The organism is Arthrobacter sp. H20 (assembly GCF_000520515.1).
Lineage (GTDB): Bacteria > Actinomycetota > Actinomycetes > Actinomycetales > Micrococcaceae > Arthrobacter_D.
The window spans coordinates 1-24392 of the sequence record NZ_KI914735.1 but is presented as its reverse complement, the minus strand read 5'-3'; the positions used below and the strand labels follow the sequence as shown (position 1 = coordinate 24392).

General features: G+C 61.5%; 26 protein-coding genes, 1 other RNA gene and 2 pseudogenes. 10 read left to right on the top strand and 19 right to left on the bottom strand.

The features are described from left to right. A pseudogene (locus Y703_RS19515) lies at positions 1 to 237 on the top strand (hypothetical protein); the annotation flags it as partial. Here Y703_RS19515 and Y703_RS22410 read toward each other — a convergent pair. From Y703_RS22410 to prfB, 10 genes are all read right to left on the bottom strand, one after another. Next, positions 234 to 725: a YdeI/OmpD-associated family protein gene (locus tag Y703_RS22410; protein WP_035764756.1), complete on the bottom strand. Its 492-nt coding sequence runs from the start codon at positions 723 to 725 to the stop codon at positions 234 to 236. The pseudogene Y703_RS19515 and the gene Y703_RS22410 sit on opposite strands and share 4 nt — an antisense overlap. An 8-nt stretch (positions 726 to 733) precedes the next feature. After that, a complete protein-coding gene (locus tag Y703_RS0111370; RefSeq protein WP_026552796.1) occupies positions 734 to 2503 on the bottom strand; it encodes an alpha-glucosidase in 1770 nt (589 codons plus the stop codon). A gap of 4 nt (positions 2504 to 2507) precedes the next feature. Next, a complete protein-coding gene (locus tag Y703_RS0111365; RefSeq protein ID WP_026552795.1) occupies positions 2508 to 2732 on the bottom strand; it encodes a hypothetical protein in 225 nt (74 codons plus the stop codon). 103 nt (positions 2733 to 2835) lie between these two features. Beyond that, positions 2836 to 3206: a transfer-messenger RNA gene (gene ssrA, locus Y703_RS21625) on the bottom strand. 78 nt (positions 3207 to 3284) lie between these two features. Continuing rightward, the gene (locus tag Y703_RS0111360; protein ID WP_026552794.1) at positions 3285 to 3656 is read right to left on the bottom strand and encodes a hypothetical protein; all 372 of its coding nucleotides are present in this window, start codon (positions 3654 to 3656) and stop codon (positions 3285 to 3287) included. Between the two features lie 3 nt (positions 3657 to 3659). Next, positions 3660 to 4133 carry an SsrA-binding protein SmpB gene (gene smpB, locus Y703_RS0111355; protein ID WP_026552793.1) on the bottom strand — a complete coding sequence of 158 codons (474 nt, stop codon included), beginning with the start codon at positions 4131 to 4133 and terminating at the stop codon, positions 3660 to 3662. Positions 4134 to 4220: 87 nt separating this feature from the next. Continuing rightward, positions 4221 to 5684, bottom strand: coding sequence for a M23 family metallopeptidase (locus Y703_RS0111350; protein ID WP_253908023.1), 1464 nt, complete (start codon positions 5682 to 5684; stop codon positions 4221 to 4223). 76 nt (positions 5685 to 5760) lie between these two features. Further along, complete coding sequence (ftsX, locus tag Y703_RS0111345) at positions 5761 to 6675, bottom strand: permease-like cell division protein FtsX (RefSeq protein ID WP_026552791.1); 915 nt, start codon at positions 6673 to 6675, stop codon at positions 5761 to 5763. Continuing rightward, on the bottom strand, positions 6672 to 7376 hold the full coding sequence (ftsE, locus tag Y703_RS19505; RefSeq protein WP_035764752.1) for a cell division ATP-binding protein FtsE: 705 nt from the start codon (positions 7374 to 7376) through the stop codon (positions 6672 to 6674). Before ftsE ends, ftsX begins: the two co-directional genes overlap by 4 nt. A 157-nt stretch (positions 7377 to 7533) precedes the next feature. After that, positions 7534 to 8652 (bottom strand): peptide chain release factor 2, encoded by a 1119-nt coding sequence (gene prfB, locus Y703_RS0111335; protein WP_026552790.1) that lies wholly within the window; start codon positions 8650 to 8652, stop codon positions 7534 to 7536. 154 nt (positions 8653 to 8806) lie between these two features. Here prfB and Y703_RS22405 point away from each other — a divergent pair. Then, a pseudogene (locus Y703_RS22405) lies at positions 8807 to 8962 on the top strand (NAD(P)-binding protein); the annotation flags it as partial. 228 nt (positions 8963 to 9190) lie between these two features. After that, on the top strand, positions 9191 to 9421 hold the full coding sequence (locus Y703_RS0111325) for a zinc-binding dehydrogenase (protein WP_026552789.1): 231 nt from the start codon (positions 9191 to 9193) through the stop codon (positions 9419 to 9421). A gap of 180 nt (positions 9422 to 9601) precedes the next feature. On the opposite strand, the gene Y703_RS19500 is transcribed toward Y703_RS0111325, so the two are convergent. Further along, complete coding sequence (locus Y703_RS19500) at positions 9602 to 10210, bottom strand: TetR/AcrR family transcriptional regulator (RefSeq protein ID WP_162148891.1); 609 nt, start codon at positions 10208 to 10210, stop codon at positions 9602 to 9604. A 22-nt stretch (positions 10211 to 10232) separates the two neighbouring features. On the opposite strand from Y703_RS19500, the gene Y703_RS21615 reads away from it, so the two are divergent. Beyond that, positions 10233 to 10676, top strand: coding sequence for a DUF3995 domain-containing protein (locus Y703_RS21615; RefSeq protein WP_162148890.1), 444 nt, complete (start codon positions 10233 to 10235; stop codon positions 10674 to 10676). A gap of 742 nt (positions 10677 to 11418) precedes the next feature. On the opposite strand, the gene Y703_RS19495 is transcribed toward Y703_RS21615, so the two are convergent. Continuing rightward, positions 11419 to 12282: a sigma factor-like helix-turn-helix DNA-binding protein gene (locus Y703_RS19495; protein ID WP_155849507.1), complete on the bottom strand. Its 864-nt coding sequence runs from the start codon at positions 12280 to 12282 to the stop codon at positions 11419 to 11421. Beyond that, a complete protein-coding gene (locus Y703_RS19490) occupies positions 12279 to 13871 on the bottom strand; it encodes an FAD-dependent oxidoreductase (RefSeq protein WP_081743507.1) in 1593 nt (530 codons plus the stop codon). The genes Y703_RS19495 and Y703_RS19490 overlap by 4 nt, the downstream gene beginning before the upstream one ends. Positions 13872 to 13949: 78 nt before the next feature. On the opposite strand from Y703_RS19490, the gene Y703_RS0111300 reads away from it, so the two are divergent. Then, entirely contained in the window at positions 13950 to 14285 is a 336-nt protein-coding gene (locus Y703_RS0111300) for a PadR family transcriptional regulator (RefSeq protein WP_026552787.1), read from the top strand. Beyond that, the gene (locus tag Y703_RS20930) at positions 14282 to 15241 is read left to right on the top strand and encodes a permease prefix domain 1-containing protein (protein WP_051427526.1); all 960 of its coding nucleotides are present in this window, start codon (positions 14282 to 14284) and stop codon (positions 15239 to 15241) included. The genes Y703_RS0111300 and Y703_RS20930 overlap by 4 nt, the downstream gene beginning before the upstream one ends. Positions 15242 to 15462: 221 nt before the next feature. Here the strand turns inward: Y703_RS20930 and Y703_RS19480 are convergent, their stop codons facing one another. The 3 genes from Y703_RS19480 to Y703_RS19475 all read right to left on the bottom strand — a co-directional run bounded on the left by Y703_RS19480 (position 15463) and on the right by Y703_RS19475 (position 18575). Next, complete coding sequence (locus Y703_RS19480) at positions 15463 to 16317, bottom strand: DUF4389 domain-containing protein (protein WP_081743506.1); 855 nt, start codon at positions 16315 to 16317, stop codon at positions 15463 to 15465. Between the two features lie 172 nt (positions 16318 to 16489). Continuing rightward, on the bottom strand, positions 16490 to 17953 hold the full coding sequence (locus Y703_RS0111285) for a serine hydrolase domain-containing protein (RefSeq protein ID WP_026552786.1): 1464 nt from the start codon (positions 17951 to 17953) through the stop codon (positions 16490 to 16492). A 139-nt stretch (positions 17954 to 18092) separates the two neighbouring features. Beyond that, positions 18093 to 18575, bottom strand: a complete 483-nt coding sequence (locus Y703_RS19475; protein ID WP_035764751.1) for a DUF6326 family protein — start codon at positions 18573 to 18575, stop codon at positions 18093 to 18095. Positions 18576 to 18740: 165 nt separating this feature from the next. Between Y703_RS19475 and Y703_RS0111275 the strand changes: the two genes are divergently transcribed. The 3 genes from Y703_RS0111275 to Y703_RS19470 are packed head-to-tail and all read left to right on the top strand — an operon-like array spanning position 18741 to position 21261. Next, on the top strand, positions 18741 to 19775 hold the full coding sequence (locus Y703_RS0111275; protein WP_253908022.1) for an NAD(P)-dependent alcohol dehydrogenase: 1035 nt from the start codon (positions 18741 to 18743) through the stop codon (positions 19773 to 19775). Next, complete coding sequence (locus Y703_RS0111270) at positions 19772 to 20497, top strand: ATP-binding cassette domain-containing protein (RefSeq protein ID WP_026552784.1); 726 nt, start codon at positions 19772 to 19774, stop codon at positions 20495 to 20497. Before Y703_RS0111275 ends, Y703_RS0111270 begins: the two co-directional genes overlap by 4 nt. Then, entirely contained in the window at positions 20494 to 21261 is a 768-nt protein-coding gene (locus Y703_RS19470) for a DUF2306 domain-containing protein (protein WP_081743505.1), read from the top strand. Before Y703_RS0111270 ends, Y703_RS19470 begins: the two co-directional genes overlap by 4 nt. Positions 21262 to 21358: 97 nt before the next feature. Here the strand turns inward: Y703_RS19470 and Y703_RS0111260 are convergent, their stop codons facing one another. From Y703_RS0111260 to Y703_RS0111245, 3 genes are all read right to left on the bottom strand, one after another. Continuing rightward, on the bottom strand, positions 21359 to 22237 hold the full coding sequence (locus Y703_RS0111260) for a hypothetical protein (protein WP_026552783.1): 879 nt from the start codon (positions 22235 to 22237) through the stop codon (positions 21359 to 21361). A gap of 148 nt (positions 22238 to 22385) precedes the next feature. After that, positions 22386 to 22958 carry a recombinase family protein gene (locus tag Y703_RS0111255; protein WP_026552782.1) on the bottom strand — a complete coding sequence of 191 codons (573 nt, stop codon included), beginning with the start codon at positions 22956 to 22958 and terminating at the stop codon, positions 22386 to 22388. Positions 22959 to 23660: 702 nt separating this feature from the next. After that, positions 23661 to 24119, bottom strand: a complete 459-nt coding sequence (locus Y703_RS0111245; RefSeq protein ID WP_026552780.1) for a hypothetical protein — start codon at positions 24117 to 24119, stop codon at positions 23661 to 23663. 104 nt (positions 24120 to 24223) lie between these two features. On the opposite strand from Y703_RS0111245, the gene Y703_RS0111240 reads away from it, so the two are divergent. Further along, a partial coding sequence (locus tag Y703_RS0111240) for an indolepyruvate ferredoxin oxidoreductase subunit alpha (protein ID WP_026552779.1) occupies positions 24224 to 24392 on the top strand: 169 nt, incomplete at its 3' end.

Sequence of the window (24392 nt, the reverse complement as noted above, 5' to 3'; positions counted from 1 at the left end):
GATCTGGTTGACCTGGAGACGGGCAATCTGGTTCCAGCCCGTGAGCAGATGCGCCGGCTACTGGCCTATACGGCCGCCGCAGTCGAGGCGGAGGGCGATACCAGCTGGGTTACCGCCGGTCTGGAGACAGTCTGGCGGCGCGGGACCGGGGCTGAACGCCAACGTCGGGCGATGGAGAGCAGCGGCATGGCCGGATTGCTGGATCTCTACAGCGAGACGCTGACCGCCGAACGCTAACCCGGCTTTTGGTTTGCACTGCCATCAGCCAATCGCCGCAACATCCGGGCGATCCGCGCTCCCCGAGTTGCCTGACGTTTTGCTGAGGCAATCCACAGTGCGTATTCACGCTGGCGCGAATACGCAAGGGCCCGGAAGGCGTCAACCGCGACACCCGCTACCAGCGCTGCACCCACATCATCAGCGAGCTCCACCACACGCTCGCTGGTGTCCAGGGTGAGCGATACCCGTACTGTGTCACCAGTGGCCTTGCCAATTTCGGCCTGGATATCCGAGCGGACCAGAAGTAGGTGGGCGTCCCCATCGGTGACCAAGGAGCCACGGTAGCCAACGCCGTCGAACGCTGCCCTGACCGGGACCCTCCCGCTTGCGCCAAAGATTTCGGGCACACTGTGGGGAAACTGGACAAACGACGCCGCACCGACCACCGTCGAGCGCTGAATGACTGCATCAAACTCGATCGGACCTGGATCTCGATAGTCCGCCATTTCAGAACCTAAACAAACTCATGTACGGCCGGAGAGGTACTGAGCACCCGTGCCTCCCAGGGCCGCAGCCACCCCGGGTCACTTTTGCCGGCACCTGCATCGCGGTAGTTGCCCAGTAAGCACTCCCCGTGGCCCAGACCGTTTGGTAGTGCCAGTTTCTCGCCCGATACGTTGCCCACCACAGTTAGGGTCTCACCGTCGTGAGACCGGGTGAAGGCGTAAAGGGTGGGGTGGTCCGCCTCAAGAAGTGTGAACTCTCCGAGCCGTACCGCTGCAGACTCATGCCGCAGCCGGATCAACCGCTGGTAGTGAGAATAGATGGATTTTTCCGCTACACGATCAGCTTCAGCGTTAATGCTCAGGTAGTTCGGGTTGACACTGAGCCAGGGCTCTCCGGTAGTGAATCCAGCATGCGCCTCGCCAGACCATTGAACGGGCGTTCTGGCGTTATCCCGGCTCATGATCCTGATCGAGGCCAACACTTCCTCAGGATCCATTCCGAGGACAGTCGTTGCCTCGGCGAAATAGTTGACAGATTCCAGGTCGCTGAAGTCCTCGATGGAGGCGAACGGCACGTTGGTCATGCCGAGTTCCTCGCCCTGATAAATGTAAGGTGTTCCTCGGTGCAGGTGGAGGAGGGTTGCCCAGAGGGTGGCCGACTCGTACCGCAGCCCAGCATCATCCCCGAACCGGGACACCAGCCGCGGCTGGTCATGGTTATTGAGGTACAGACTGTTCCAGCCCGTCGTCGCGAGGCCATGCTGCCACCTGGTCCAGGACGTTTTCAGGTCCGCCAGGTTCAGTCCGCGGTAATCCCATTTGCCGCCGGGCCCGTAGTCCAGTTCCACATGCTCGAACTGGAAGATCATATCCAGTTCCCGGCGCACCGGGTCGGTGAAAAGCAGTGCCTCCTTGACTGTTGCGCCGGGCATCTCGCCGACGGTGATCAGGTCAGCGGACCGCCCGGTGAACACCTCACGGTGCATTTCCTGCAGGTAGTCGTGAATCCGTGGGCCGGAGATGAAGTGCGGCCCGCCGTCGCCCCAGAGTCCCCCGGGCGGGACAACGCCGTCCGGCAAGGTGGGGTCCTTGGAGATGTAGTTGATGACGTCCATCCGGAAGCCATCGACACCGAGGTCGAGCCACCAGTTCATCATGTCGTAGATGGCAGAGCGGACCTCAGGGTTTTCCCAGTTCAGGTCCGGTTGCTGAGCGGCAAACAGGTGCAGATAGTACTGGCCGGTGTGAGGGTCGAGGGTCCAGGCCGGCCCGCTGAAGGCTGCTCCCCAATTGGTTGGTTCGGCACCGGGCGCGCCAGCATCGAACCCCTCGCGTGGTTCCCGCCACCAATACCAGTCGCGCTTGGGACTGGTCACTGAGGAAGAGGCTTCCTTGAACCACTCGTGTTCATGGGAGGTGTGGTTCACCACCAGATCCATCACCAGCTTCATCCCCCGATGGTGCGCACCCGCCAGGAGATCGCTGAACTGCTCGAGGGTACCGAAGACAGGGTCGATCTGTCGGTAGTCGCTGATATCGTACCCATTGTCATAGTGCGGGGACTGGTAGACCGGTGACAACCAAAGCACATCCACTCCGAGCTCTGCCAGATAGTCGAGTTTGCCAATGATTCCGCCAAGGTCCCCGACGCCGTCGCCGTCGGAATCGGCAAAGCTACGCGGATAGATCTGATAAACAATAGCGCTCGTCCACCAGGCGGGACCGCCCTGGACTGGATCGGGTGCTGTCTCATCGGGGGCTGTCTGGTCGGCGCTCATCCGGCTAGCGCCCCTCATTCCGGCGGACCATTCCGACAATGAGGAAAATTAGTCCGAGTGCGAGCGGAATCAGGGTAACCAAGGTGTGAGTTCCACCAACGAAACTCATGTAAAAAATGAAGATGAAGGATCCGATCACCAGAATCAACCCAGTATTGACCAGCGCGCGGCCTCGGTTGGGCGGCGGCAGGGGAGGTAGCCACGGTGGAGGATCATCCGTCCAGTTCATACAGGTCAGTCTACGTCCGGCTGTAGGCGACCGAGACCCCCTGCCACGTTAACGGCCAAACGTCCCTCCCCCAAAGGGTTAGGACGTTTGGCCGTCAAGTCTTTCGTGGAGATGGCGGGAATTGAACCCGCGTCCGATGCAGTGTAGTCAGGGCTTCTCCGGGCGCAGTTTGCGTCGGTTTTTCTCAGCTTCAGCAGTTCTGCAAACAGACTGCTGCCAAGCTCAGTTACATAAGAGTCCCCCCGAAACCTGTAACGAGTTTCAGGAGCAGTGGCCCTCTAAATGACGCCAGTATCCGGGACGAGAGCATTCCCGGGCTGACGGACTTGGTCTTACTGCTTAGGCAGCGAGAGCAAAGTCAGTGCGTTTTTGTTCGGCACTTATATTTTTACAAGGAGCGTTTACGAGATAACCTTGTAAATCCTCGGCCCGCTTCCCCTGTCGCGACGAACATCGTCGAAACCTGTCATCCCCGTGTGTAGTTATCAAATACTGCCCCCGAATTGCTCCGGGTCTACCAGTGTAACGCACCTATCTCTGCGGCGTATTCCCCTAGAGCGTAATCCCGAACATGACAATCGGCGACTGCCACAGCGTCACCACAACGAACGACACAGCCACGAAGGCCAGCCCCAACGCAGCGAGGGCTGTGGTTGCTGCCTGCTTACGCCTGAAACTCCACCAGAACACCACCACGTTCATCAGCACCAGCAACGGCGCCACCCAGATGATCAGCTGGGCCAGGTACAGGTAGATCAGGAAGAAAAAGGGTATCAACGCAAAAATGCCCACTGGGACTATCGCCAGCAGCAAGAGCAAATCGACCAACGCGACAACAGTCACCCACCACGGGCGCCGGTACCGCAGTTCCGACTCGTCAGGATCCTCGCGGGGTTCCTGAGCGTCCCAGAAAACGTCGCTCATGCCTCAGGTGCCCCGGTTCTTCTCGCGCATGTCGCGGAGCGCTTCGCGGTTGTCCTGTTTCTCCCGCAGGGTCTGGCGCTTGTCGTAGTCACGTTTACCGCGGGCAACGGCGATCTCCACCTTTGCCCGGCCGTTCAGGAAGTACAGCTGCAGCGGTACCAGAGTGAATCCACTTTCCCGGATCCGCTGCGAGATGCGGGTGAGTTCGTCGCGGTGCAGCAGGAGTTTGCGACGGCGACGGGCGGCATGGTTAGTCCAGCTGCCCTGGGTGTACTCGGGGATGTGAATTCCCTCAAGCCACAGCTCATCGTTGTAAAAGATGCCGAACCCGTCCACCAGTGACGCTCGCCCAGCCCGGAGGGACTTGACCTCGGTGCCCATCAGGGCTATTCCGGCCTCGTAGGTGTCCAACACTTCGTAATCATGCCGGGCCTTTCGATTGGTGGCCACTACCTTTCGGCCACTTTCCTTGGGCACGGTGCAACTCCTTCTTTCTTGGGTTAAAGCTCCACGGCTCGCGGCTGAGTCCGCTCGACTCTCCGACCCAGTCTACGGCGTCGATCTCTACAGCAGGCCCAGCGGGTCGACCAGGCTGCCGTTCAGCACGGTTTCAAAGTGCAGGTGGCAGCCGGTTGAGTTACCGGTGGTCCCGGTACGCCCGATCAGCTGACCGGCACTTACCTTTTGACCCGGCGAGACGTCGAAACTGGAGAGGTGGTAGAAGTTAGTTGCCAGGGCATTCCCCTGGACCACTCCGTGGTTAATCACGATGCGGTTGCCGGCGCCCGACAGAGCGTTCGAATCGGCAAACCAGACCGCCCCGGCAGCTGGCGCATACAGGGGGGTGCCACAGCCTACTCCGTAGTCGAGGCCGGTGTGCGAGTAGCCCCCTGAGCCGTTGAAATCGATTGTGCCTACCGGCGTAGCACGCCATCCGAAGCCCGACGAGATGGGGCCACTGACCGGCGCCCTCAACCCGAAGGCTGATGGGCTGCCAGATTGGATCGGGCCCACCGGTGCCACGGGGACGGGGGCAATCGGTTCCGGAGCAACCGGCTCCGGAGCAGGTTGCTGTGCTGCCGCGGCCGCTGCGGCGGCCGCAGCGTTAGCCGCAGCGGCGGCCGCGGCGGCAGCTTGGGCCCGGCGTTCATTCTCGATGCGGGCGCGCTCCTCTGCCTCGGCCTTGAGCCGCGCTTCTTCCCTCTTGCGGGCCTCCTCGATGAGCCGCGCCTGGCGCGCTGCGATATCCGCGGTGACCTGCTCGTGAGCGGATTCCACTTCAGCGAGCTGGGCCTCGATGACCGGCTTCTGCTCCTGAAGCTGGTCGGAGAGTTCCGAGGTATCAGCGACGAGAGTGTCGACGTTGCTTTTCTCTGAGGCTGCCTCGTCGCGCGCTACCTGCTCGGCTGCGAGGGCCTGCTCCGCCTGGGTCTTCAAATCAACAATTTCTGCCTCGACGGCAGCCAGACGCGCTTCCGAGTTGATGTTGGTAGCATTCGCCTGGGACAGCTGGTCCATGGCAGCGTTCTGGCTGCGCAGCGCCTGATCCACCATGTCGATTGAGTTGGTGAGGCTCCCCGACCCCTCGGAACCAAACAACAATGACAGGTTGGAGGGTACTCCCCCGTTCTTATACGCCTGGGTAGCGATCTGCCCGATCATCTCCCGCGTTTCCCCCATGGCCGCCCGATCAAGGTCCATCTGCTCATTGATCTTGTTCTTGGTCTCCTGAGCGAGCTCCACCCGCTGGGTCAATGCAGTGACCTGACCGGTCGCCGTCTCAACCCGACCCTGAGCATCTGCCAGCGCTTGCTGCGCGCCTGGCAACTGTCCCTGGAAGACACGAAGCTGGGCGATGGTCTCGGAAATGTCAGCGTCGAGATACTCGATGGACTCCTGTACGTCCTGGATTTCCTCCTCAAGAGCGCTCTGACGGTTGTCCAGCTCGTCAGCAAAAACCGGCGAACTGAGGCCCAGGGCTAATGCGACGATCACCGCAATCGAGGTACCAGCGACGGCTTTGGTCATGACTGATTGTTTGGCCGGTTTACACGACCAAGAATTCACGGCAGGCATAGGCTCTCTCTCGTTCCTGGTCATTACTCTAAACCCTCAAGTAACGTCTGAGGGTTAGAAGCGAGGAGACCCCCGCAAGAACTCCACCCAGCCCAATAAGCAAGGGGGCCAGGAGGAGCACTTCGGTCGATGAGATAAATGCCGTTTCTGGATACATCTCCGCGAGCACCCCGTTGAGGGCGAAGTGGGCCACTGCCCAGAGGGTGCCGGTGGCCAACAGGCCTCCGACGACCGCCGCGATGACCCCCTCCAGAACAAACGGAAGTTGGATAACCGCTTTGCTGGCACCGACCAACCGCATAATCCCTGTCTCCCGGCGCCGACTAAACGCCGAAAGTCTAATGGTGGTTGCCACCAGCAACACCGCGCAGAGCAACATGACTCCCGCTATTGTCAACGCAATCGCCGACGCGACATTCATATAGGTAAACAGGCGCTCGAGTAATTCGCGCTGGTCACTGACGACATCGACGCCGGGGGTTGAGGAGAACGCCTCGTTGATAACCTCATATTTCTCCGGATCCACCAAATTGACCCTGAATGATTCCGGGAGCTGGTCAGCGGTAACTGAATCGACAATCGGCGAATTGGCGAATTGGTCCTGAAAGTGGCCCAGCGCTTCATCCTGGGATTCGTATTCGACTGTCGAGACATACTCGCTGAAGGATTCCGATTCGAGGATGGTCTGGATCTCGTCTCGCTGGTCGTCAGTGACGGGCCCCGTGGCGCAGCTCGGCGAGGTGGAGTTGTCCACGCACAGGAAGACGGCCACTTGGACGCGGTCGTACCAGTAGCCCTTCATCTGGTTGATCTGGAGCTGAAGCAGCCCCGCTGCTCCGACGAAAGTCAGGGAGATAAAGGTAACCAGCACAATCGAGATCACCATGGCCAAGTTCCGGCGGAGACCGGAACCCAGCTCGCCGAGCACAAACGCGAACCTCATTGCGCTAACACCTCGGTCTCGCCGATGTAGATGCCTTGGGCATCGTCGCGCACTACCGACCCGTTGCGGAGCTCAACGACTCGCTTGCGCATGGTATTCACGATGTCGTCGTCGTGGGTAGCCATCACCACAGTGGTGCCGTTGGAATTGATTCGGTCCAGAACCTTCATAATTCCCATTGACGTGGTGGGGTCGAGGTTTCCGGTTGGCTCATCGGCCAGCAGGATTCCCGGCTTGTTCACAATGGCGCGCGCGATCGCCACGCGCTGCTGCTCGCCGCCGGACAGCTCATGGGGCATCCTGTTGTTCTTGCCCTCCAGGCCCACCGTCTGCAGCACGTCAGGAACTGTCTCCCGGATCACCGCCCGGCTCTTACCGATCACCTGCATGGCGAAGGCCACATTGGCGAAAACCGTCTTGTTGGGCAGCAACCGGAAGTCCTGGAACACCACGCCAATTCCGCGGCGCAGCTTGGGCACACGCCAGCTCGGGATGTTGGCGACGTTCTGGCCAGCGACATAGACGGCGCCACGGGACACCCGATCCTCTTTGAGGACGAGGCGGATGAATGTGGACTTACCGGAACCTGAGGCCCCGACCAGGAAGACGAACTCTGCGCGATCCACTTCGAGGCTAACCGCGTCGAGTGCTGGTCGGGAATTGTTGCTGTAGACCTTGGTGACAGCGTCGAATCTAATCATGACTACTTTGCGCCCATATGGTGCTGCCAGTGCACGGGCATTTGCTGGAGGGAAGAAGGTACCGGCCACTAGACTATAGCGACGACGCCGCGCGTTGCCGGCCGGCCACCACGGTGTGTCGCAGAGCACCTGGCGGCCCGCTACTGAACAGCGTGCCCTATTCTGCGGGTGCGGCGCGGTTATTGGCACGCCATTTGATGCCGGCATCGATGAAGTCGTCGATCTCGCCGTCGAACACTGCCGAGGTGTTACCCACCTCGTGCTCGGTGCGAAGGTCCTTAACCATCTGGTACGGGTTCAGAACGTAGGACCGCATCTGGTCGCCCCATGACGCTTTAACATCACCGGCCATTGCCTTCTTCTCGGCGTTCTCAGCCTCCTGCATCTGTAGCAGAAGTCGGGACTGGAGCACCCTCAGTGCTGCAGCCCGGTTCTGTAGCTGAGACTTCTCGTTCTGCATGGAGACGACGATGCCCGTGGGAATGTGGGTCAGGCGAACGGCGGAGTCTGTGGTGTTCACTGACTGGCCTCCTGGGCCTGAGGACCTGAAAACATCAACCCGGATCTCATTGTCGGGGATCTCCACAGAATCGGTCTGCTCAATGAGAGGAATGACCTCAACGGCGGCGAAGGAGGTCTGGCGGCGGCCCTGATTATCGAACGGGCTGATCCGGACCAACCTGTGCGTTCCGGCTTCCACCGAGAGGGTGCCGAAAGCATACGGGGCCTTGACCTCAAAGGTGGCTGACTTCAGGCCAGCCTCCTCGGCGTAGGAAGTGTCCAATACCTGGGTGGGGTAGCCGTGGCGTTCAGCCCACCGCAGGTACATCCGGAGCAGCATTTCCGCGAAGTCGGCAGCATCAACGCCGCCCGCACCGGAGCGGATACTCACTACTGCTTCACGCTGGTCGTACTCCCCTGCCAGCAGAGTGACCACCTCAAGCCGGTCCAGCGAGGCGCTCAGTGAGGAGAGCTCCTTGACCGACTCCTCGCGGGAGGCCTCGTCATCCTCGTCCTGAGCGAGTTCCACCAGGACTTCGAGGTCCTCGATCCGTGAGTGAAGGGTTTCGAGGCGTTCGAGCGCCGACTGACGGTGCGAAAGCTTTGAGGTGATTTTCTGCGCTGCAGCAGGATCGTCCCAGAGGTTGGGCTCGCCTGCCTGCTCGCTTAGCTCCGCTATGTCAGTGCGGATCGCCTCCACATCGGCAACCTGTTCGATGTTGGCGTATTTGGTGCGGAGCGCGCGGATTTCTGCGGAAAAATCAATGTTTGCCATGATAGAACCAGCCTACGTCATGGTGCAGATGGCAGCTGTGGTCAAGTGCGCTGCCGGTCAGCCTCCTCGCCAAGGGTGGATCCGGACTGGAATAAGTGGGTCCGTCAGCCAGTTCCATCGGTATTGGGTGTCCAACGCCCAACGAAGGGGCATGATGCTAAAGACAGTGGTGATCGGGGCCGGCCAGGCAGGTCTCCCGGCCGCCTACCATCTGCGGCGCCAGGGCCTGGAACCCGAAAATGACTTCGTCGTCCTGGATGCGAACGACGGACCGGGCGGCGCCTGGCGCCACCGCTGGCCATTTCTGACGTCCTCGGCTCGCTCGAGTTCGTCTGGGCGACGAAGCGCTTTCAATCACTGTGGATGGCCGTCATCCTGCACGGCCTCGAAGCATTCTTTTTCATTGTGGTGTTTCGCGTGGCATTCGGGAACCTGCCGTGATGAACGCGCACACTTTCAAGTCAATTGCCTTGATGATCGGGAAGTCCTCTGACGGAGGTCCTTATCGGCACATCCGATAGTCGCATTCGGCGGAGCCGTGCTGCTCGTCGCGGGCGACCTAGGTTCGCTCGTCACCGCATCGCGCGCGAGCCGAAAGTACGGGTTGAGCGTGGTCACCACTCCGGGGCTATACCGGGGGGCCGATCTCGCACACCTCGTAAGCCTGTTCGACGCCGGACAACTGCGGCAGGTCTTCGACGGCACCTACCCGCTCGACGAGATCACCGCCGCGTCGACAGCCATCGCAAGCGTGGCGCCGTGGTCTTAGACCACGGTCAGCTGGACGGCTAGCTCGGGATGCCGGGGGAGCGACCGATTGACGTTTGTCGAGGTCACTTCTTGAGTTCGGCTCCCCCTCGCAAGACCGCTGCACATACACAGTGCGGGGCTTGTTCTCACCTAGCTGAAAGGCAGAGCGCCCTAACGGCGATCTTTCTGCCCAGCGCGGTCATGGGCGAACCCAACAGCTGATCCGTCGCCCGCCGCTCGTCGGACTGTCAGCAGCGAGCGAAGCGACGAGCTGGTCAATGTAGCCGTTCAAGAATCCATCGAGATCAACTGCGTCGTCAAGTGCTCGGCTAACCAGGAAGTGGCCGACGTAGGCGGAGTAGGCGATACGCGCCCGAATCCCTGCCTCGGACGCCGATAAAGCCATATCGGTGAAGAGTTGCTCCAGAAACTCAATACGACGACGGGTCACGCTTCGCACCGTTACCCCGACGACAGGGTCGTTTACCGACGCGACCAGCGCAGCATCAAGAGGACCATCCACGGCGTCCCCCAGGCTGATTTCGAACAGGACCCGAAGTCGAGCCACCGGGTCGACGATCTTCATGAGTTGCTCGATGACCTCGATAGTCGCCCGCCGCTCCCACAGGTCGAGGGCGGCGGTGATCAACGCCTGGCGGTTTGCGAAGTGCCAGTAGAAGCTCCCCTTGGTCACACCTAAGTCGCGACCCAGCCCTTCGACAGTGACTTGGTCCACTCCAGCGGCAGCGATGACATCTAGTGCCGCCTTGGCCCAATCGTCGGCGGTGAGGCGATTGCTTGAGTTCATTCCCATACGCTATCGTATGGGAATGAACATACGGCAAGGTACGGAAATTCGTCTGGTGGCCGGCGCGATTGCAGCAGCCGGTTTGACAGCCGCTGCGGCTCTCCACATTCTCTGGGCGTCAGGGTCCAGCTGGCCGGCCAAAGACTACGACGAGCTCGCCGATCTGGTGGTCGGCCGACGACCGTTCCCCACCCGACCGCTGACAGCCATCGTCGCTATCTCCCTCATGGGTGCGAGTTCGATCGCCATATTGGCAAGTAGACCGGCGCCTTCGCACTCGCGGCTCGTGCGGCGCGGCGTGAAAGCCGTGGCAGGCACCCTACTGGCACGCGGCGTCAGCGGCCTTGTTTGGTCATCTCTGCCCGGGGGCAAAGCTAGCCCAGAGTACCGCCACTGGGACCGTCGCCTTTATTCGCCGCTGTGCATAGTTCTCGGCCTATGCGCAGCGATTGGTGGACGCCGATGAACTGGGTAGCCTCGCTGCGCTCAACGTGGCCACGCCGTGCGCCAGGGCTCCCACCCGGCCAGAGGCGTCTCGACATTTTTCCCAGATTCAGTGATAACCCGTTGCTCCGGCCACCATTGTCAGTAGGCCCGGCACGGATCGAGGTTCGTGGCGAGGGAATCACGCCGTTCACACTTACCGCCAACGATCTTGCGAGAATCGGTCCCCGCGAGCAGACCTCAGACTTTCATTGTGTGACCACGTGGACTCATCGCCAAGTCCGCTGGACGGGACTGCCGATGACGGCCGTCTGGAAACAGCTCATCGCTCCGCGCTGCCCGGACCGTGCTGCGTACGTTGTCGCCATCGGTGCAGATGAATTCCGCGCTGTGTACACACTGGACGACCTGCTGGACCCAGACGTGCTGGTGGCCAGTGCAATGCACGGGGAGCCACTCGAGATCCGCCACGGGGCACCTCTCCGGCTCGTGAGCCCTTCGCAATACGGTTACAAGAGTGTCAAGCACTTCTGTGCGCTCGAAATCCACTTCACCGAACCATCGAGCACCCTCGGCCCAAAAGAACACCTCCGGGCACGCGTCGCTCTTGAGGAGCGCCATAGTCGCATCCCAGCTCGACTACTACGATGGCCGTATCGGCTCCTCGTCCCATTGACGATCACAGTAGCCGAGCGGACCGGCCGAATGGCATCGGGGGAAGCTCAAGCCCGGCGCCGGCCAAAAGCACCTGAAGCTGGATGACCTCAGGGCTGCACGCGACGGAGCTTGTCGGGATTGCGCACGAAGTACATCGCCACGATTCCATCTAGCCCGGCGCGAAGCGAGACAGTGGTGGTGACGTTCGCCCCCTCTTCAATCACAAGCCCGGCGCTACCGTTGATGACCGACGGAACCAGCACGACGCCGGGCTGCGCAGCGATCCCAACGAGGAATCGCGCGATTTTCTCTGCTCCGTGTACCGGGCGGAGCGCGGCATTGACGGCGCCGCCACCATCGGAGTAAAGGGTTGCCTCCGGAGAGAGCAGTGCAGCAATTAACATGACGTCACCTGAGATGACGGCGTCGGCAAGAGCCGACAACGCAGCGCCGTCGCGGGAACGCTGGTCACCGTGCAGTGTTCCCAGTGATGCCGTGACAGCACGTTGCGCGCGCGACACTAGCTGACGCGCGGCGGCGGGGCTCACCTCAACGACCTCGGCAATGCTCTCGTAGTCCACCTCGAGCACCTTGCGCAAGACGTACGCTGTCGCCTGCTCGGGTGTCAATGTCGAGAGAACGAAGTCGAGCGCCTGCCCGAGGCCGTCACGATGGAGGACCGCCCATTCCGGAGAGCCGTCATCAACGATGGGGTCAGGCAGCCACGGGCCGAGGTAGGTTTCGCGCCGACGTCGCTGAGTGCGAACGGCGTTAAGCGCGAGTCGCCCAGCCATGACTGAAAGGAAAGCGGGCGGGTTGTGCACCGTCGCGACGTCGATACGTGACCAAGTCTCCCATGCGCTTTGCACAACGTCTTCGGCGTCGTCGCGCGATCCCGTGATGTGGAACGCCGCCGCCATCATGACGGGCCTGTTGGCGGTGAAGACGGAACCGTGGGCCGTTTCTCTCATGCAGTCCCTATGCTCGTGGCGGTCGCTGGCGGCGTGCTGGTCGGCGGCGAGGGCCAACTGAAACGACCAGAGCGATCGCGTTCTTGTATCATCCAGCGTACTGTCATGCGGCACATTGCCTCTTTGAGCTGCGCTCCAGCGAACCCTGTGATCGCGATTGCACGCTCGGAGTCGTTGGGCTTCACGACTTGCACTCGGCCACGACCACGACCTAGGTCGACGCACTGCAGCGCGTATCCCATAGCGAACGGTCGCTCGGGCTCCGAGCGCTGACGCGCAAGGATCACCTCAGCCGCGTGCGCGCCCATCGGGAGCGCGGTGGCGCATGCGGGTCGCAGGTGGTCGGCGGAGGGCGAGTTGACACGCACCGCGTCCCCTGCCCCCAGTACGTGAGGGTGGCCAGGCACGGTCAGTTGTTCGTCCACGATGAGATTCCCGAGGTCATCCGTGGGGAGACCAGAGTCACAAGCGAGGCCCGGTACAAAGAATCCCGTCGCGTCGATGGAGATGGTGTCGGCGTCAAGTTCACCGTCGAGGTCGACGCGACGGCCGGTCTCCACGATCGCACCTCGTCGGCGAAGTTCGTCCAGATGGGCACGCGCTGCTTTCCTGTTCGGCGTTGAGGCGCTGATAATTCGCACGCGGCGACCCGCATCGAGCATCGCCCCAGCGACCTCGACGCCGGTGAGCCCTGCGCCGATCACCGTGACCCAGGCTTCTGGCCTCTCACTCAACGCGTATTTCAATCGCGCGGTCGCAGCCTCAGACGCGACTGAGTGCACGGCCGGTCGAGAAGGTGCGCCCGATCCGACGGCGTAGACCAATGTATCGAACGAGAGGGCGCTGCCCGACGCAAGCTGAACTGTGTCGTCACCGATGAGAACGGCAGTGTCGGTCACGATATCGGCCTCTGGGTGCACAAGAGTCGAGAGCGGGATGCGTGCATGATTCCTACGCCCGCTGGCCACCGTGTGTAGGCGAATGCGTTCGACGAACCAAGGATTAGGAGAGACCAATGTCGTCTTCTCCCCCTGACCAGCGAGCCGGTTTGCTGCCATGATTCCGGCGTATCCGGCTCCCAGCACTGTCGTTGCCATCGTGTTGTCCTCGTTCGGTTCTGGCCCGTAAATCACGGGGTCAAAGATAGTCTCTGCAAGTAGGACACCGCTGCGAGTAGATCTGTGACGCACACGTCGGTCGGCGGCGAGTACCTCGACGCCGGCGAGCTCGCGGCTCGTCAGGAATTCGCTGCAGAGAGCCTCTCGACTACCAGTGCTGAGCCCCTGTGATGACTCGTCGAGAAGCCGCGGCTGCCACATCACGGCGTAATGCCCGGGATGTTTCAGAGCCCACGCGACGTAGGCGTTGCCCATGAGCTGTATGTCGTCACGATGAGCCTCGAGAACCCCGTTGAGGGCGGTGAACCCTTCGGTGGCTAATACAGTGACCAGCTTCTCGCGGGTGCCGAAGTGATGCACCGGCGCAGAGTGCGTCACGCCTGCTTTTCGAGCAAGGCCACGCAGCGTGATGGATTCGGGGTTGCCTTCGGCCGCCAATTCCGCCGCGAATGACAGAAGTGTGCGACGCAAGTCACTGTGGTGGTATGTGTCGTAGGTTCAGGAAGTGATCGGCTTGCTATAGTGTGTGATGCACAGTATCGTGTACCTGTGTTGAATGAAGAAGCGCTCGCCACCCATCGCCAGGAACTGCGGCGGGGAACGATCGTTCTTGCCTGCCTATTGCTGCTGAGTCGGCCGAACTATGGCTATGCGCTGCTCGATGCGCTGGAAAAATCCGGGTTCGACGTCGACGCCAACACCCTGTACCCACTTCTGCGCCGGCTCGAGAAACAGGGTCTTCTGACCAGCGAGTGGAACACAGAAGATTCCCGCCCGCGCAAGTTCTACGTAACGAGCAAGGAGGGTGCCGCTCTTGCCGACACCCTGAAACGGGACTGGTACGACCTCGACTCAGCGTTTCTCTCTCTGAAGGATGACTCATGACTGCGACGTCTTCCCCGACTGACCGCTATGTCGCGGCAACCCTCCGCAGCCTGCCGGGACGACAGCGCCAGGACATCGAGGCGGAGCTGCGCGCGCTCATCGCCGACGCCATCGACGACCGGCGTGAGGCCGGGGTCGACGCTGACTCCGCAGAGCGCCAGGTGCTGACGGAGCTGGGCGCGCCCGCTCGCCTTGCCGCGAGCTACTCCGAGAGATCCCTGCACCTGATCGGCCCTGAGTTCTATCTCGACTACGTCCGGGTCCTCATGCTGCTGCTGTCGACTCTCGTTCCGCTATGGTTCGTCATCTTTGGTCTGGTGACCTTCGCTGACGGCTCCACTGCTGGCGTGGCGTTCGGCGGCGCTTTGTATAGCGCACTGGAGACTGCGATGTCTATCGCCTTCTTCACCACGCTCGTCTTCGCCGTCATCGAGCGAGTGTCGGCAGTTCGTACGAAGCGCACAGCCACCTGGGATCCGTCGTCCCTGCCCGAAGTGCGCGACAAACGCGACCGCTTCAGTGTGTTGATCGGCGGCGTGATCTTCCTCGCGGTCATCGTGATCTCCCTTGTCCTCATCCAGACCGTGGGCGCGGTCGAGGGCCCGGGCGGTGCCCGAGTTGGTCCCGTCGATTCTGGCTTGTGGGAGTCCGGCGTCTTCTATATCGCTCTCCTGATCGCGATCGCCAGCATCCCCTTCCATCTCCTTGCGTATTACACCGGCTGGTCGACGGCGAACGCGATCGCGAACACCGTTTTCGTCGCGCTCTTCGCTGTGCCAGCCGTCTGGCTCGCGGCCAGTGGCCGCCTCCTCAGCGACGATTACTTCCGTGCTGTGGGATGGCCCGAAGGGGCGGACGTCATCGCGGTGGTCGTGATCGTTTTCGTCCTGCTGATCACTGCCAGCGACGCCGTCGGCGGGTGGGTACGGGCGAGCAAGAAGAGGCGCACGCGCTAAACGACGACCGCGGCGCGGCGGGCGAGATGCTCGCTCCGGCTCGACTCTGTCGATTCTGCGAACGAAGGGTTGTTGAGAGATGACGCCCTCACCAGCAGCACGCTCGGCGAACCCCGCCGAGTCCTGAGGCCCGACGGGGGCGCCAACCATGGTGACCCGCCGGTTAATCGCACTGCGCAGCACGCGCGACAACAGGATCACGGGATCGTGGTTCGGTAGGCCTACTTCTCGTTCGCACCCTGGTCGAGGCGGAAGGGCGGGTACTCGTCTCGCATGAGCGCCGCGTAGGCAGAGACCCGGTACATCCACCGGTGCGCCCCCATGATGAGGTCGAACAGCCCGAGGCGGTACACACCCGTAAACAGCAGGATGGTCGCAGCGACGAGCAACAGCATGCCGAACAGCGAAACGCCGTTGGCGGCGCCGCCGGTCCACATGCCCCAGGTACCGCCGGTGGCGGCCGCGATGATGACGCAGTGCGGGAGCGCGAAGAGCCACGACTTGAACAGCACCTTCCAGCGCGACAGCGTCGACGGGAAGGCCACCTCGAATGTGGCCGGGTAGGGCGTGCGGGCTAGGGTGAAGGGCGGGTACTCGTCGCTGCCGAGCACGCCGTTGGCATAGAAGGCGACGCGCCAGTTCCAGCGCAGCACACCGGTGGTGAATGAGAACAGGGATGCCGGATAGCGTCCGGTGAACAGGATCACGAACCCTGCCGCGATGGTCACGATCACGAACGCCACCCACATCACGAACAGCACCACGTAGTGGGGGCCCGCCAAGAACCACTTCACGAGCCACATCCAGCGGCTGAGGTTCGGATCGAGTGAGCCCTCGAGTCGCGCGGGGTAGGGAGCGGACGCGACGACTTCGGCGATCTGGATGCTCCTGCCGAGACCAACGGCACCGGGGATGATGAGCGCGATACCGGCGACCACGAGCCCGACCACGAGCAGCGGCGGCAGCGAGAAGGCGAGCGCCGCGGGCGCAGCCGCGCCGAGCAACACCCCTATGACGAGCATGAGCATGTGCCCAACGCTCATTCTTCTGGGCGTTTCCTGCGTGGTTGTCGACATGATTGGTTTCCTTGATTCGGGTCATGCAGTTCGTCCGCCGGTCGGCATACGGCCCCATGAGTGGGTTCTCGATTCGGGCTTGGCGACACCAAGACCCCGGTGGCGAGGCGGGTTCGTTGCCGCCTCGCCACCGGGCATCGTTGGTTCACGCGATAGCAGTACCCGCCGGCGCTCACCCGCGTGAGCGCACTCGCTCGACGATGGAGCGCGCTCCGAAAATAACGAGCGCGAGCGGCCAGGCGAGCACTAACACGATCAGGTCCGGTGTGTTTTCCCAGCCGAACAGGATGGCCGACAGCAACGAGCCGGTCTCCTGAATGCCGGGCAACGATAGACCGACGAAGAGAACAACACCAGCTACCACCAAGAGCGGACCGGAGAGAACTTTCGGTCGACGATTGTTGAGCGTGCGTGCCCTCGATCGGCGCCACGACACCACGATCGTCAGTATGAGTAGCAGCGTGCCAATCCATAGCGCCGCAGTCCCGATGCCGTACAGCGGACTGACGCTTGCATCCTGACCCATGAGCAAACTCACTGCTCCTGCGCTCGTCGATCCGGCGCCAGATAGCCACTGGCCGGCGACAAGGTCGATCACGGCCAGTTGCTCGCTCGGCACCATGGCGATATTCGCGTGGTAGCGGGGGGTGGTGCCACCGTGGTTGACGATCGTCGTACCGTTGACGTCTGCAGTGAACCAGCCCATGGCGTAGTTCGCCTGCTCGGTACCCTCGAAGCCGGGCACCACGACGGTGCCGCGATGCATTTCCTCGAGAAGACCGGACGATATCAGCTGGGTACCATCACTCGTCCTCCCGTCACCCATCTGAAAAATCGCGTACGTTGCTAGATCACGCGCCGTCGACATGACGTATCCGTCGGCTAGCGCCGCTTCGACGCCATTCTCTGGACGAGTGACAGGGAATCCCATAACAGTCGTACGGCCCTCGACGAGGCCGTTCTCGCGAGCCGTGGCCATGTCGGTGTAGGTGTGGGTCATGCCCAATGGCGTCAGTACGGACGATTGCAGCACGTCAGCGAACGGGCGACCGCTGCTCTCCTCGAGCACGCGGGCGAGGATGGCGAAACCGACGTTGCAGTAGGTGAACTGCTCACCGGGTTCGCTCTCCGGCGTAACAGACTGAAGTTGATCGACTCGATCTTCCAGGCTCTCGCCCGGAATGGCCGCATCGAGATTGCATCCCGTTGTGGAGATTCCTGACGTGTGATTCAGCAGGTGCTGGATGAGTATGGGCTCCCCGCCAACGGCCCCGGCGAGCCGAAAGTCAGGGAAGTAGTCAGTGACCGGCGCATCGAGTGAGATCTCGCCACGATCGACTGCCACCATGACCGCGAGTGCAGTGAAGGACTTGCTGACAGAACCCACCACGAATAGTGTGTCTGGCCCGGCCCCCTCCCATCCACCGAATGTGATGTCGTTTCCGTCAACGATCGCGTATGCAGCTGGCAGCGGCGCGTTTGCGTCGAGTTGGGCGTCAATGGCGAAGGCGAGGGAATCGCTTGTCGCAGTCGCAGTCGCAGTCGTCGCCGATGCCGCTGCCGGCATCGTGAATACGGTGGCGGCCATGAGGCTGGTGATGAGGACTGATGTGGCAGTCCAGCCGTTCTTTCGCATAGTGCAGTGTCATCTTTCGCAATGTCGTGTTTCGTGAGGGTGATCACGAAAGTGCTGTCGGTGAGGTGGTTGACGAATCCATCGAGATGGGTCTCCGCGGCGGCGGACTTGGCGCCGCCGCGGATGTTCCGAGGCCTTCTTATACCGACTGCCGAAGTTCGGTCTTTGCGGGAGCGGCCGCGGCGGCGACGGTTCGAGGCCAGGTCCAGGCGGAGCGCAGGATGAAGGCCAGGATCAACACCTCAACTCCGATGGTGACGCCGTAGTAGAGCGCATAGTCCGGCGTCGCCCCTGCCGCGTTAAAGACGCAGAAGGGGATCCAAAGCAATGCAGCGACGAGGTTCGTGGCGCGGTTCACACGGGCGGGCAACGTCAAGGAGAGCAGCACCATCAGGGCTGGCGTCGATATGAGCACGAAGAAGATGGTCATCAAATTCCCGCTAATTTCGAAAACGAAAATGTTGCCACCACGGATGATGTCGATCTCGCCGGGCTGGTAGAGGTGGAAGTAGTCGATGTAGAGCACGAGGTACATGAGGCTGGTCCAGGCTGCCGCAAGCTTGGCCTGCACGGGGATCCGCGGGTTGTCGAGCAGCTTCGGGGTGTTCGTTCGGTTAGCCATTGGTTTTTCTTTCGGTCTCGTTGAGTGTGCCTGGTCGCGCATTACTGTATGAAACACACTAAAGTATCTGCGCTTGGAAAGTCTAGTCCACTGCGATAATGTGCTTCACACAGTATTGTGAATCCACACCGCAGTAGCGGGAAAACCCATACAGGGAGAAAAATCATGAGCTCACACACTCAGCCCGCGCTGAGAACGATGAAGGCGATAACCCAACACCGCTACGGCGGACTCGACACTTTCGAATACGAGACTGTTGCCCGGCCCGTACCGGCGAAGGACGAAGTGCTCATCCGGGTTCAGGGGGCATCCATCAACGCAGCCGATTGGCTGCTTATGCAGGGTGAACCGTTGGTTGGAAGGTTGGCGTTCGGCCTCCTGCGACCCAAAGTCTCGACGCGGGGCAGGGATGTGGCCGGTGTGATCGAGGCTGTGGGCGACAACGTGCGCCGCTTCAGCGTGGGCGACGAAGTTTATGCAGAGGTGGATGCCGGCAGCTTCGCCGACTACACCGTCGCCCAGGCGAAGCGCCTCGCTCACACACCCTCGCGAATCAGCTTCGCCGAAGCGGCTGCCGTGCCGATCGCCGCAACAACCGCACTGCAGGGGGTGCGGGATGTCGCCAAGATCAAGCCGGGCGACACAGTGCTCATCAACGGGGCGTCCGGTGGAGTCGGCTGCTTCGCCGTGCAACTGGCCAAGGCCTATGGAGCCGAAGTGACGGGCGTCTGCAGCACCGCGAATCTCGAGTTCGTACGGTCGTTGGGCGCAGAGCACGTCATCGACTACACGAGTGAGAACTTCACGACGGGTGAGGCTCGCTACGACGTGATCTTCGACCTCGTCGGCAACCGATCGCTGGCCGAGTGCAGGCGGGCCCTCACTCGTCGCGGAACACTGGTGCTGGCGTCGGGCAACGGGGGACGCGTGCTCGGTCCGATCCGACGCATGCTTGCAGCGATGCTGCTGGGCATGTTCGTGACCCAGAACCTTCGCCCCCTCACCGCAGTCGCGAGCGGCGCCGACCTCAAGGTGCTTCGAGAGCTCATCGAGGCCGGCACCATCACGCCGCCAGTCGACCGCAGCTACCCGCTTGCAGAGACCCCTGAGGCAATCCGCTACTTCGTTGAGGAGCACGTCAGGGGAAAGATCACCATCACCGTCACCAACCAGAACAACACCAAGGAGCAGCACCAGTGAACACCACCGCCCCAACTCTGAGCCCTCCCATGCTCGCGGCCCACGACATCCGTAAGTCCTACGGCAAGGGCACCGCCCGGTTCGATGCGTTGGCTGGTGTGTCGCTGTCGGTGTATGCCGGGGAGTCGATCGCGATTGTGGGGAAGAGCGGCTCGGGCAAGTCGACCCTGATGCACCTGCTTGCGTTGTTGGACCAACCGGATGACGGCACCCTGATGGTCGGCGACACCAACTCGAATGAGTTGTCGGTGCGGCAGCTGAACCGGCTACGCAACCAGGACTTCGGGTTCGTGTTCCAACAGTTCTTCCTCACCCCCAACGCCACCGTGCTCGACAACGTGGTGCTGCCCCTGAAGATCGCGGGCGTTGATGCCCGGGAACGCAGAACCCGCGGCATAGCAGTACTCGACCAACTGGAAATGGCAGACAAAGCCAAAAACAAGGCAGTCACCCTCTCCGGCGGACAAAAACAACGAGTCGTCATCGCCCGCGCCCTGGTGAACAACCCGAAGGTCATCTTCGCCGACGAACCCACCGCCAACCTCGACACCAACACCGGGGCCCTCGTCGAAAACATCCTCTTCACCCTCAACCGCGACCACGCCATCACCTTGGTGATCGTCACCCACGACCCCGAACTGGCGACGCGATGCGACCGCCAGCTCTCCATCCGCGACGGACGCGCTGTGCGCTCCCTCGACACCCTAGGAGAAGCAGCATGAACCCCCTCGACAAGAGCTTTTCGATCGACCAAAAGATAACGGCCACCCGCCCGATTGCTGAGCAGAAGGGCGAGCGGCAGCGACCGAAGAGCGGATGGCTTGCAATAACCGGCCTCTTGCTGCTCAGTGCACTCCCCGTGCTCGGCGGTGTGCTTCGCCTGACCGAGGCGCGCGCTGACCCCGAAAGCGAAATGCTCCTGGCCTCATCGGTGGCGATAGTTGCGCACATCGTGGCGATGAGCGTGTTCTGCCTTCTCGGCGCATTCCAGTTCTCTCCGGCACTGCGAATTCGGCGCGGTTGGCACCGTTCCGCCGGCCGTGCACTGATCCCCGCTGGATTCATCGCGGCACTGTCCAGCGTCTGGCTCGCGGTCTTCTTCGGTGGCCCCCCTGGTGAGTTCGCACTGGCGATGGTTCGACTCGTCTTCGCCGTACCGATGATCATGTTTCTTGTGCTGGCAGTGATCGCGATCACGCGTCGCGACTTCGCCGGGCACGGAGCATGGATGACGCGCGCCTACGCGATCGCCGTCTCCGGCGGAACCCAAGCGCTCGTCTTCGCGCTGTGGACGCTCATCATCGGTGAGGTCGACGCATTCGGCGAGGCACGGCTCGTCGCCGCGGGCTTCGTGATCAACAGTGTCGTGGCCGAGTTGCTCATCCGACGACGGTCCGGCCGACGGAGGCGCGGTCGTTCGGGGCGTGGTGCGCTCCGCGACGGCCGCGCTGTACGCTCCCTCGACGCCCCAGGAGAAGCAGCATGAACCCCCTCGACATCACCCGAGCTGCCATAGGCAATACCTTCCGCAGCAAAGCCCGCACCGGCATCACCGGCACCGCCATCGTCATCGGCGTGTCTTGCTACCCTGTCTTGCCAGTAGTGGTGGCATTTTGTGACGGAGGAGCCGGTTGCGAAACGATTTTCGTCCCGTCAGCGTTATCGAGGACGTAAACGGCCTCGGAGGGATCAGGCCATTCCTTGAGGAAGTTATCGACGGACTCGGCGGTCTCCTGGTCTGATGTTTCTGCAGCGAGCTGATCTAACTGGCCGGCAGAAATTTGCAACAGGACTTGATACGGCGCGCCCTCCGGCCCAACAAATTGGGCACGCACCGGAAATACCTGGTCATGGGGCACTGCGCGCGGCAGGTCGGCGGGGACTTTGAAGTACACGGTCGAGATGAATTCATCAGCCCAGTAGACTTCCTGCGCGGCACCGAGCTGTTCACGGAGCTCGCGTGCTCCCGCTATGTCGCTGGCATCCAAAATGCCTTCGATGAGGCCCCGGACGCGCGGGTCCAGTGACCTCGCTTGCTCAGGTTCATCGCCTGGCACCGCCATGAACGGCCCTCTTCTGGCTGCAGCACGGTCACCGAGGAATCCAGCGAAAGTAAACGCTGCGGCACCTGCTGCCATCCAGCGGCGCGGGTGCCGTGTACCGGCCCGCCGAAGTTTCTCCTCAAGACGGGCATCCATCACGTCTCCAGCATCAGCGAAGCGAAGGGTGGCCGCTGCCGTAGCGAGCCCGGCCAGTACCCGCAACGGTAATCGCTTGCCGCCGACCGTAACGCCGATATACAGACCACTCATTACAGCGGTCGCACCGTGGACAGCGCGGCGCTGTTGCACATTCAGCTTGGACGCATCGATGAGGGGCAGTGCCCCCATGATTACTGTCGAGATGATGCCAAATACTGGTGACGCCGGATCGGATAGTAAATGCTGCTTCTCATTAGTCACAAGTGATCCTCCATGGATGGGTTGCTCATTGTCTATCACGGAAGGACAGGACTGCTGAGGCCAGGGGCCATCCGTGTGAGTCATAACGATAAGTGGCACTGTTCTTGTGGCGCTCTATGCCGGACTCGGCGCCTGTCCTCTTTCACGGTCAGGACACCTCGTTCATCCCCATACTCAGATACCGGTACACGGTGGCACGGCTGGTTCCAATAATCTTCCCAATGTCCGCCGGCGCGAGTCCTTGAACTTTCAGATCCCGGGCACGCTTCACCGTGGCATGGTCGATAGTGACTTCCCGGCGCCGAGCCTTCCGTCCCTGTTCTGCAGCCACAGCCATGCCAGCTCTGGTTCGCTCTGCCAGCTGGTCACGCTCGAGCTGAGCGAAAGCAGACATCACCGTCAGCATCGCCCTGCCCATGGGGCCGGTGGTACTTATACCCTCCGTGATGCTGCGGAAATGCACACCCCGCTGTTCCAGATCATCGATCGGAGCCAGCAGGTTGCGGATGTTGCGCCCCAACCGGTCCAGCTTCCACACCACGACCTCATCGCCCTCCCGCAAATGGTCGAGGAGCTTGTCCAGCTCAGGCCGGCTGGCCACCGTTCCACTCACCCCATGATCGGTGAAAATCCGGTCGCAACCAGCTGCGCCGAGGGCAGCACGTTGCAGGTCAGCGTTCTGTTCCAGGGTGCTGACCCTGGCATATCCGATGCTTCCCATCCTAACGCTCTCCAAAGCTCATCAAAGGTACTTTTCTTCCTTGCTGAGAATATATGCGGTGAGACACATTGATGAGACGACGCGCGGACGAAAAACCGCCACAAATGATGGGCACCTCAAAACCGCCACCGAACCCTCCCGCTTGTCCGGTCAAAGGATCCTTATCAGGACCGGAGGGCCGGCCAAGCGGGGCCCGGCCGAAGCCCAGCATTCGCGGCGGTTCCAAAACCCAGGCTCATCTCACAAATGCGTCTTACCCTGGATTTTCTCAGCAAAAGGGACTTCGGCCTTTTACGACCATCGAACCGCGCAAGACCACTTTCGCTGGTAATGGTTACAGGGGGCTGAACCCGAGCAGATCAGGGAATCCGAACTGTCAGGTCAATCGTTGTGTCCCTGGCTTTGGACAGCTGAGAGTGTAGCGTGGATCGCGTCGAAATACTGAAGTCTGGTGCTATAGTCCCGGGCCTTCGCCGAGGCGAGGAACCTGTCGTTTCGTTCAGATGATGCCATGAGTTTCCGGCTGTCGGGGTTCCAGAGGGTCCCCAGCTGGGCGGCAAGGTCGTCCCCGATGGTGGCGCGGATGTGTCTGCCCAACAGATATGGGGAGGCCAGATCCTGGTCAAAGTTGGCCAGCTCGAAAAGGTCGGCGTCCTTTTCGTAGTCGTAGAGGGAGTCGTTGAGGCCAGGGCTGCTCTGGTACTACATACATACGTAGCTGAGGTCCCGAGTGTGCTTCGTCCATCCCAGGGCTCCCTTGTCCACCCAGGCCTTGATTTTCAACGCAGCATAGCCGGCGGCCGTCGGCACCCGAACTTCAATGCCCTCAGGCAACCGGTACAGTTCGGCTCCGTCAAAGACTTCCTGAAATGCGAAGACGTCCACGGTGTGTCCGTCGGGGTGGGGAACGGCTGTTCCCGGCGGGTTCTCGATCCCTCCAAAGGGTATGAGGTCAACGGACCACTTATCGATGCGAAAGCGGATCCGGGTGTCTCCCTCAGGTTCAAGGTTCGTTATGACCGACTTGTAGGCGGAACGATCCGGAACGGCGATGGCAATGTCTATCTCCGTGGTGCTGGCCAGCTCCGAGTCAAATCCCAAACCCCGGTGGATAAGGTCATGTGCCGAAGCGCCGACAAGCATGATCGGCTTATAGTCCACCCCGTCACACCGGGGCCACTCCAACCTGTCACAGCCACATCTGATTTGACCACCCGGTTCTAGTAGGCTTTAGGCCTGCACTGCGTGAAGGGAGTCTTGCCGCTGTGACGTATGTTATAGCTCTTCCCTGCGTGGACGTGAAGGATCGGGCCTGCATCGAAGAATGCCCGGTCGACTGCATCTACGAGGGTGACCGGATGCTCTACATCCACCCGGATGAGTGCGTTGACTGCAATGCCTGTGTGCCCGTTTGCCCGGTCGAGGCAATCTACT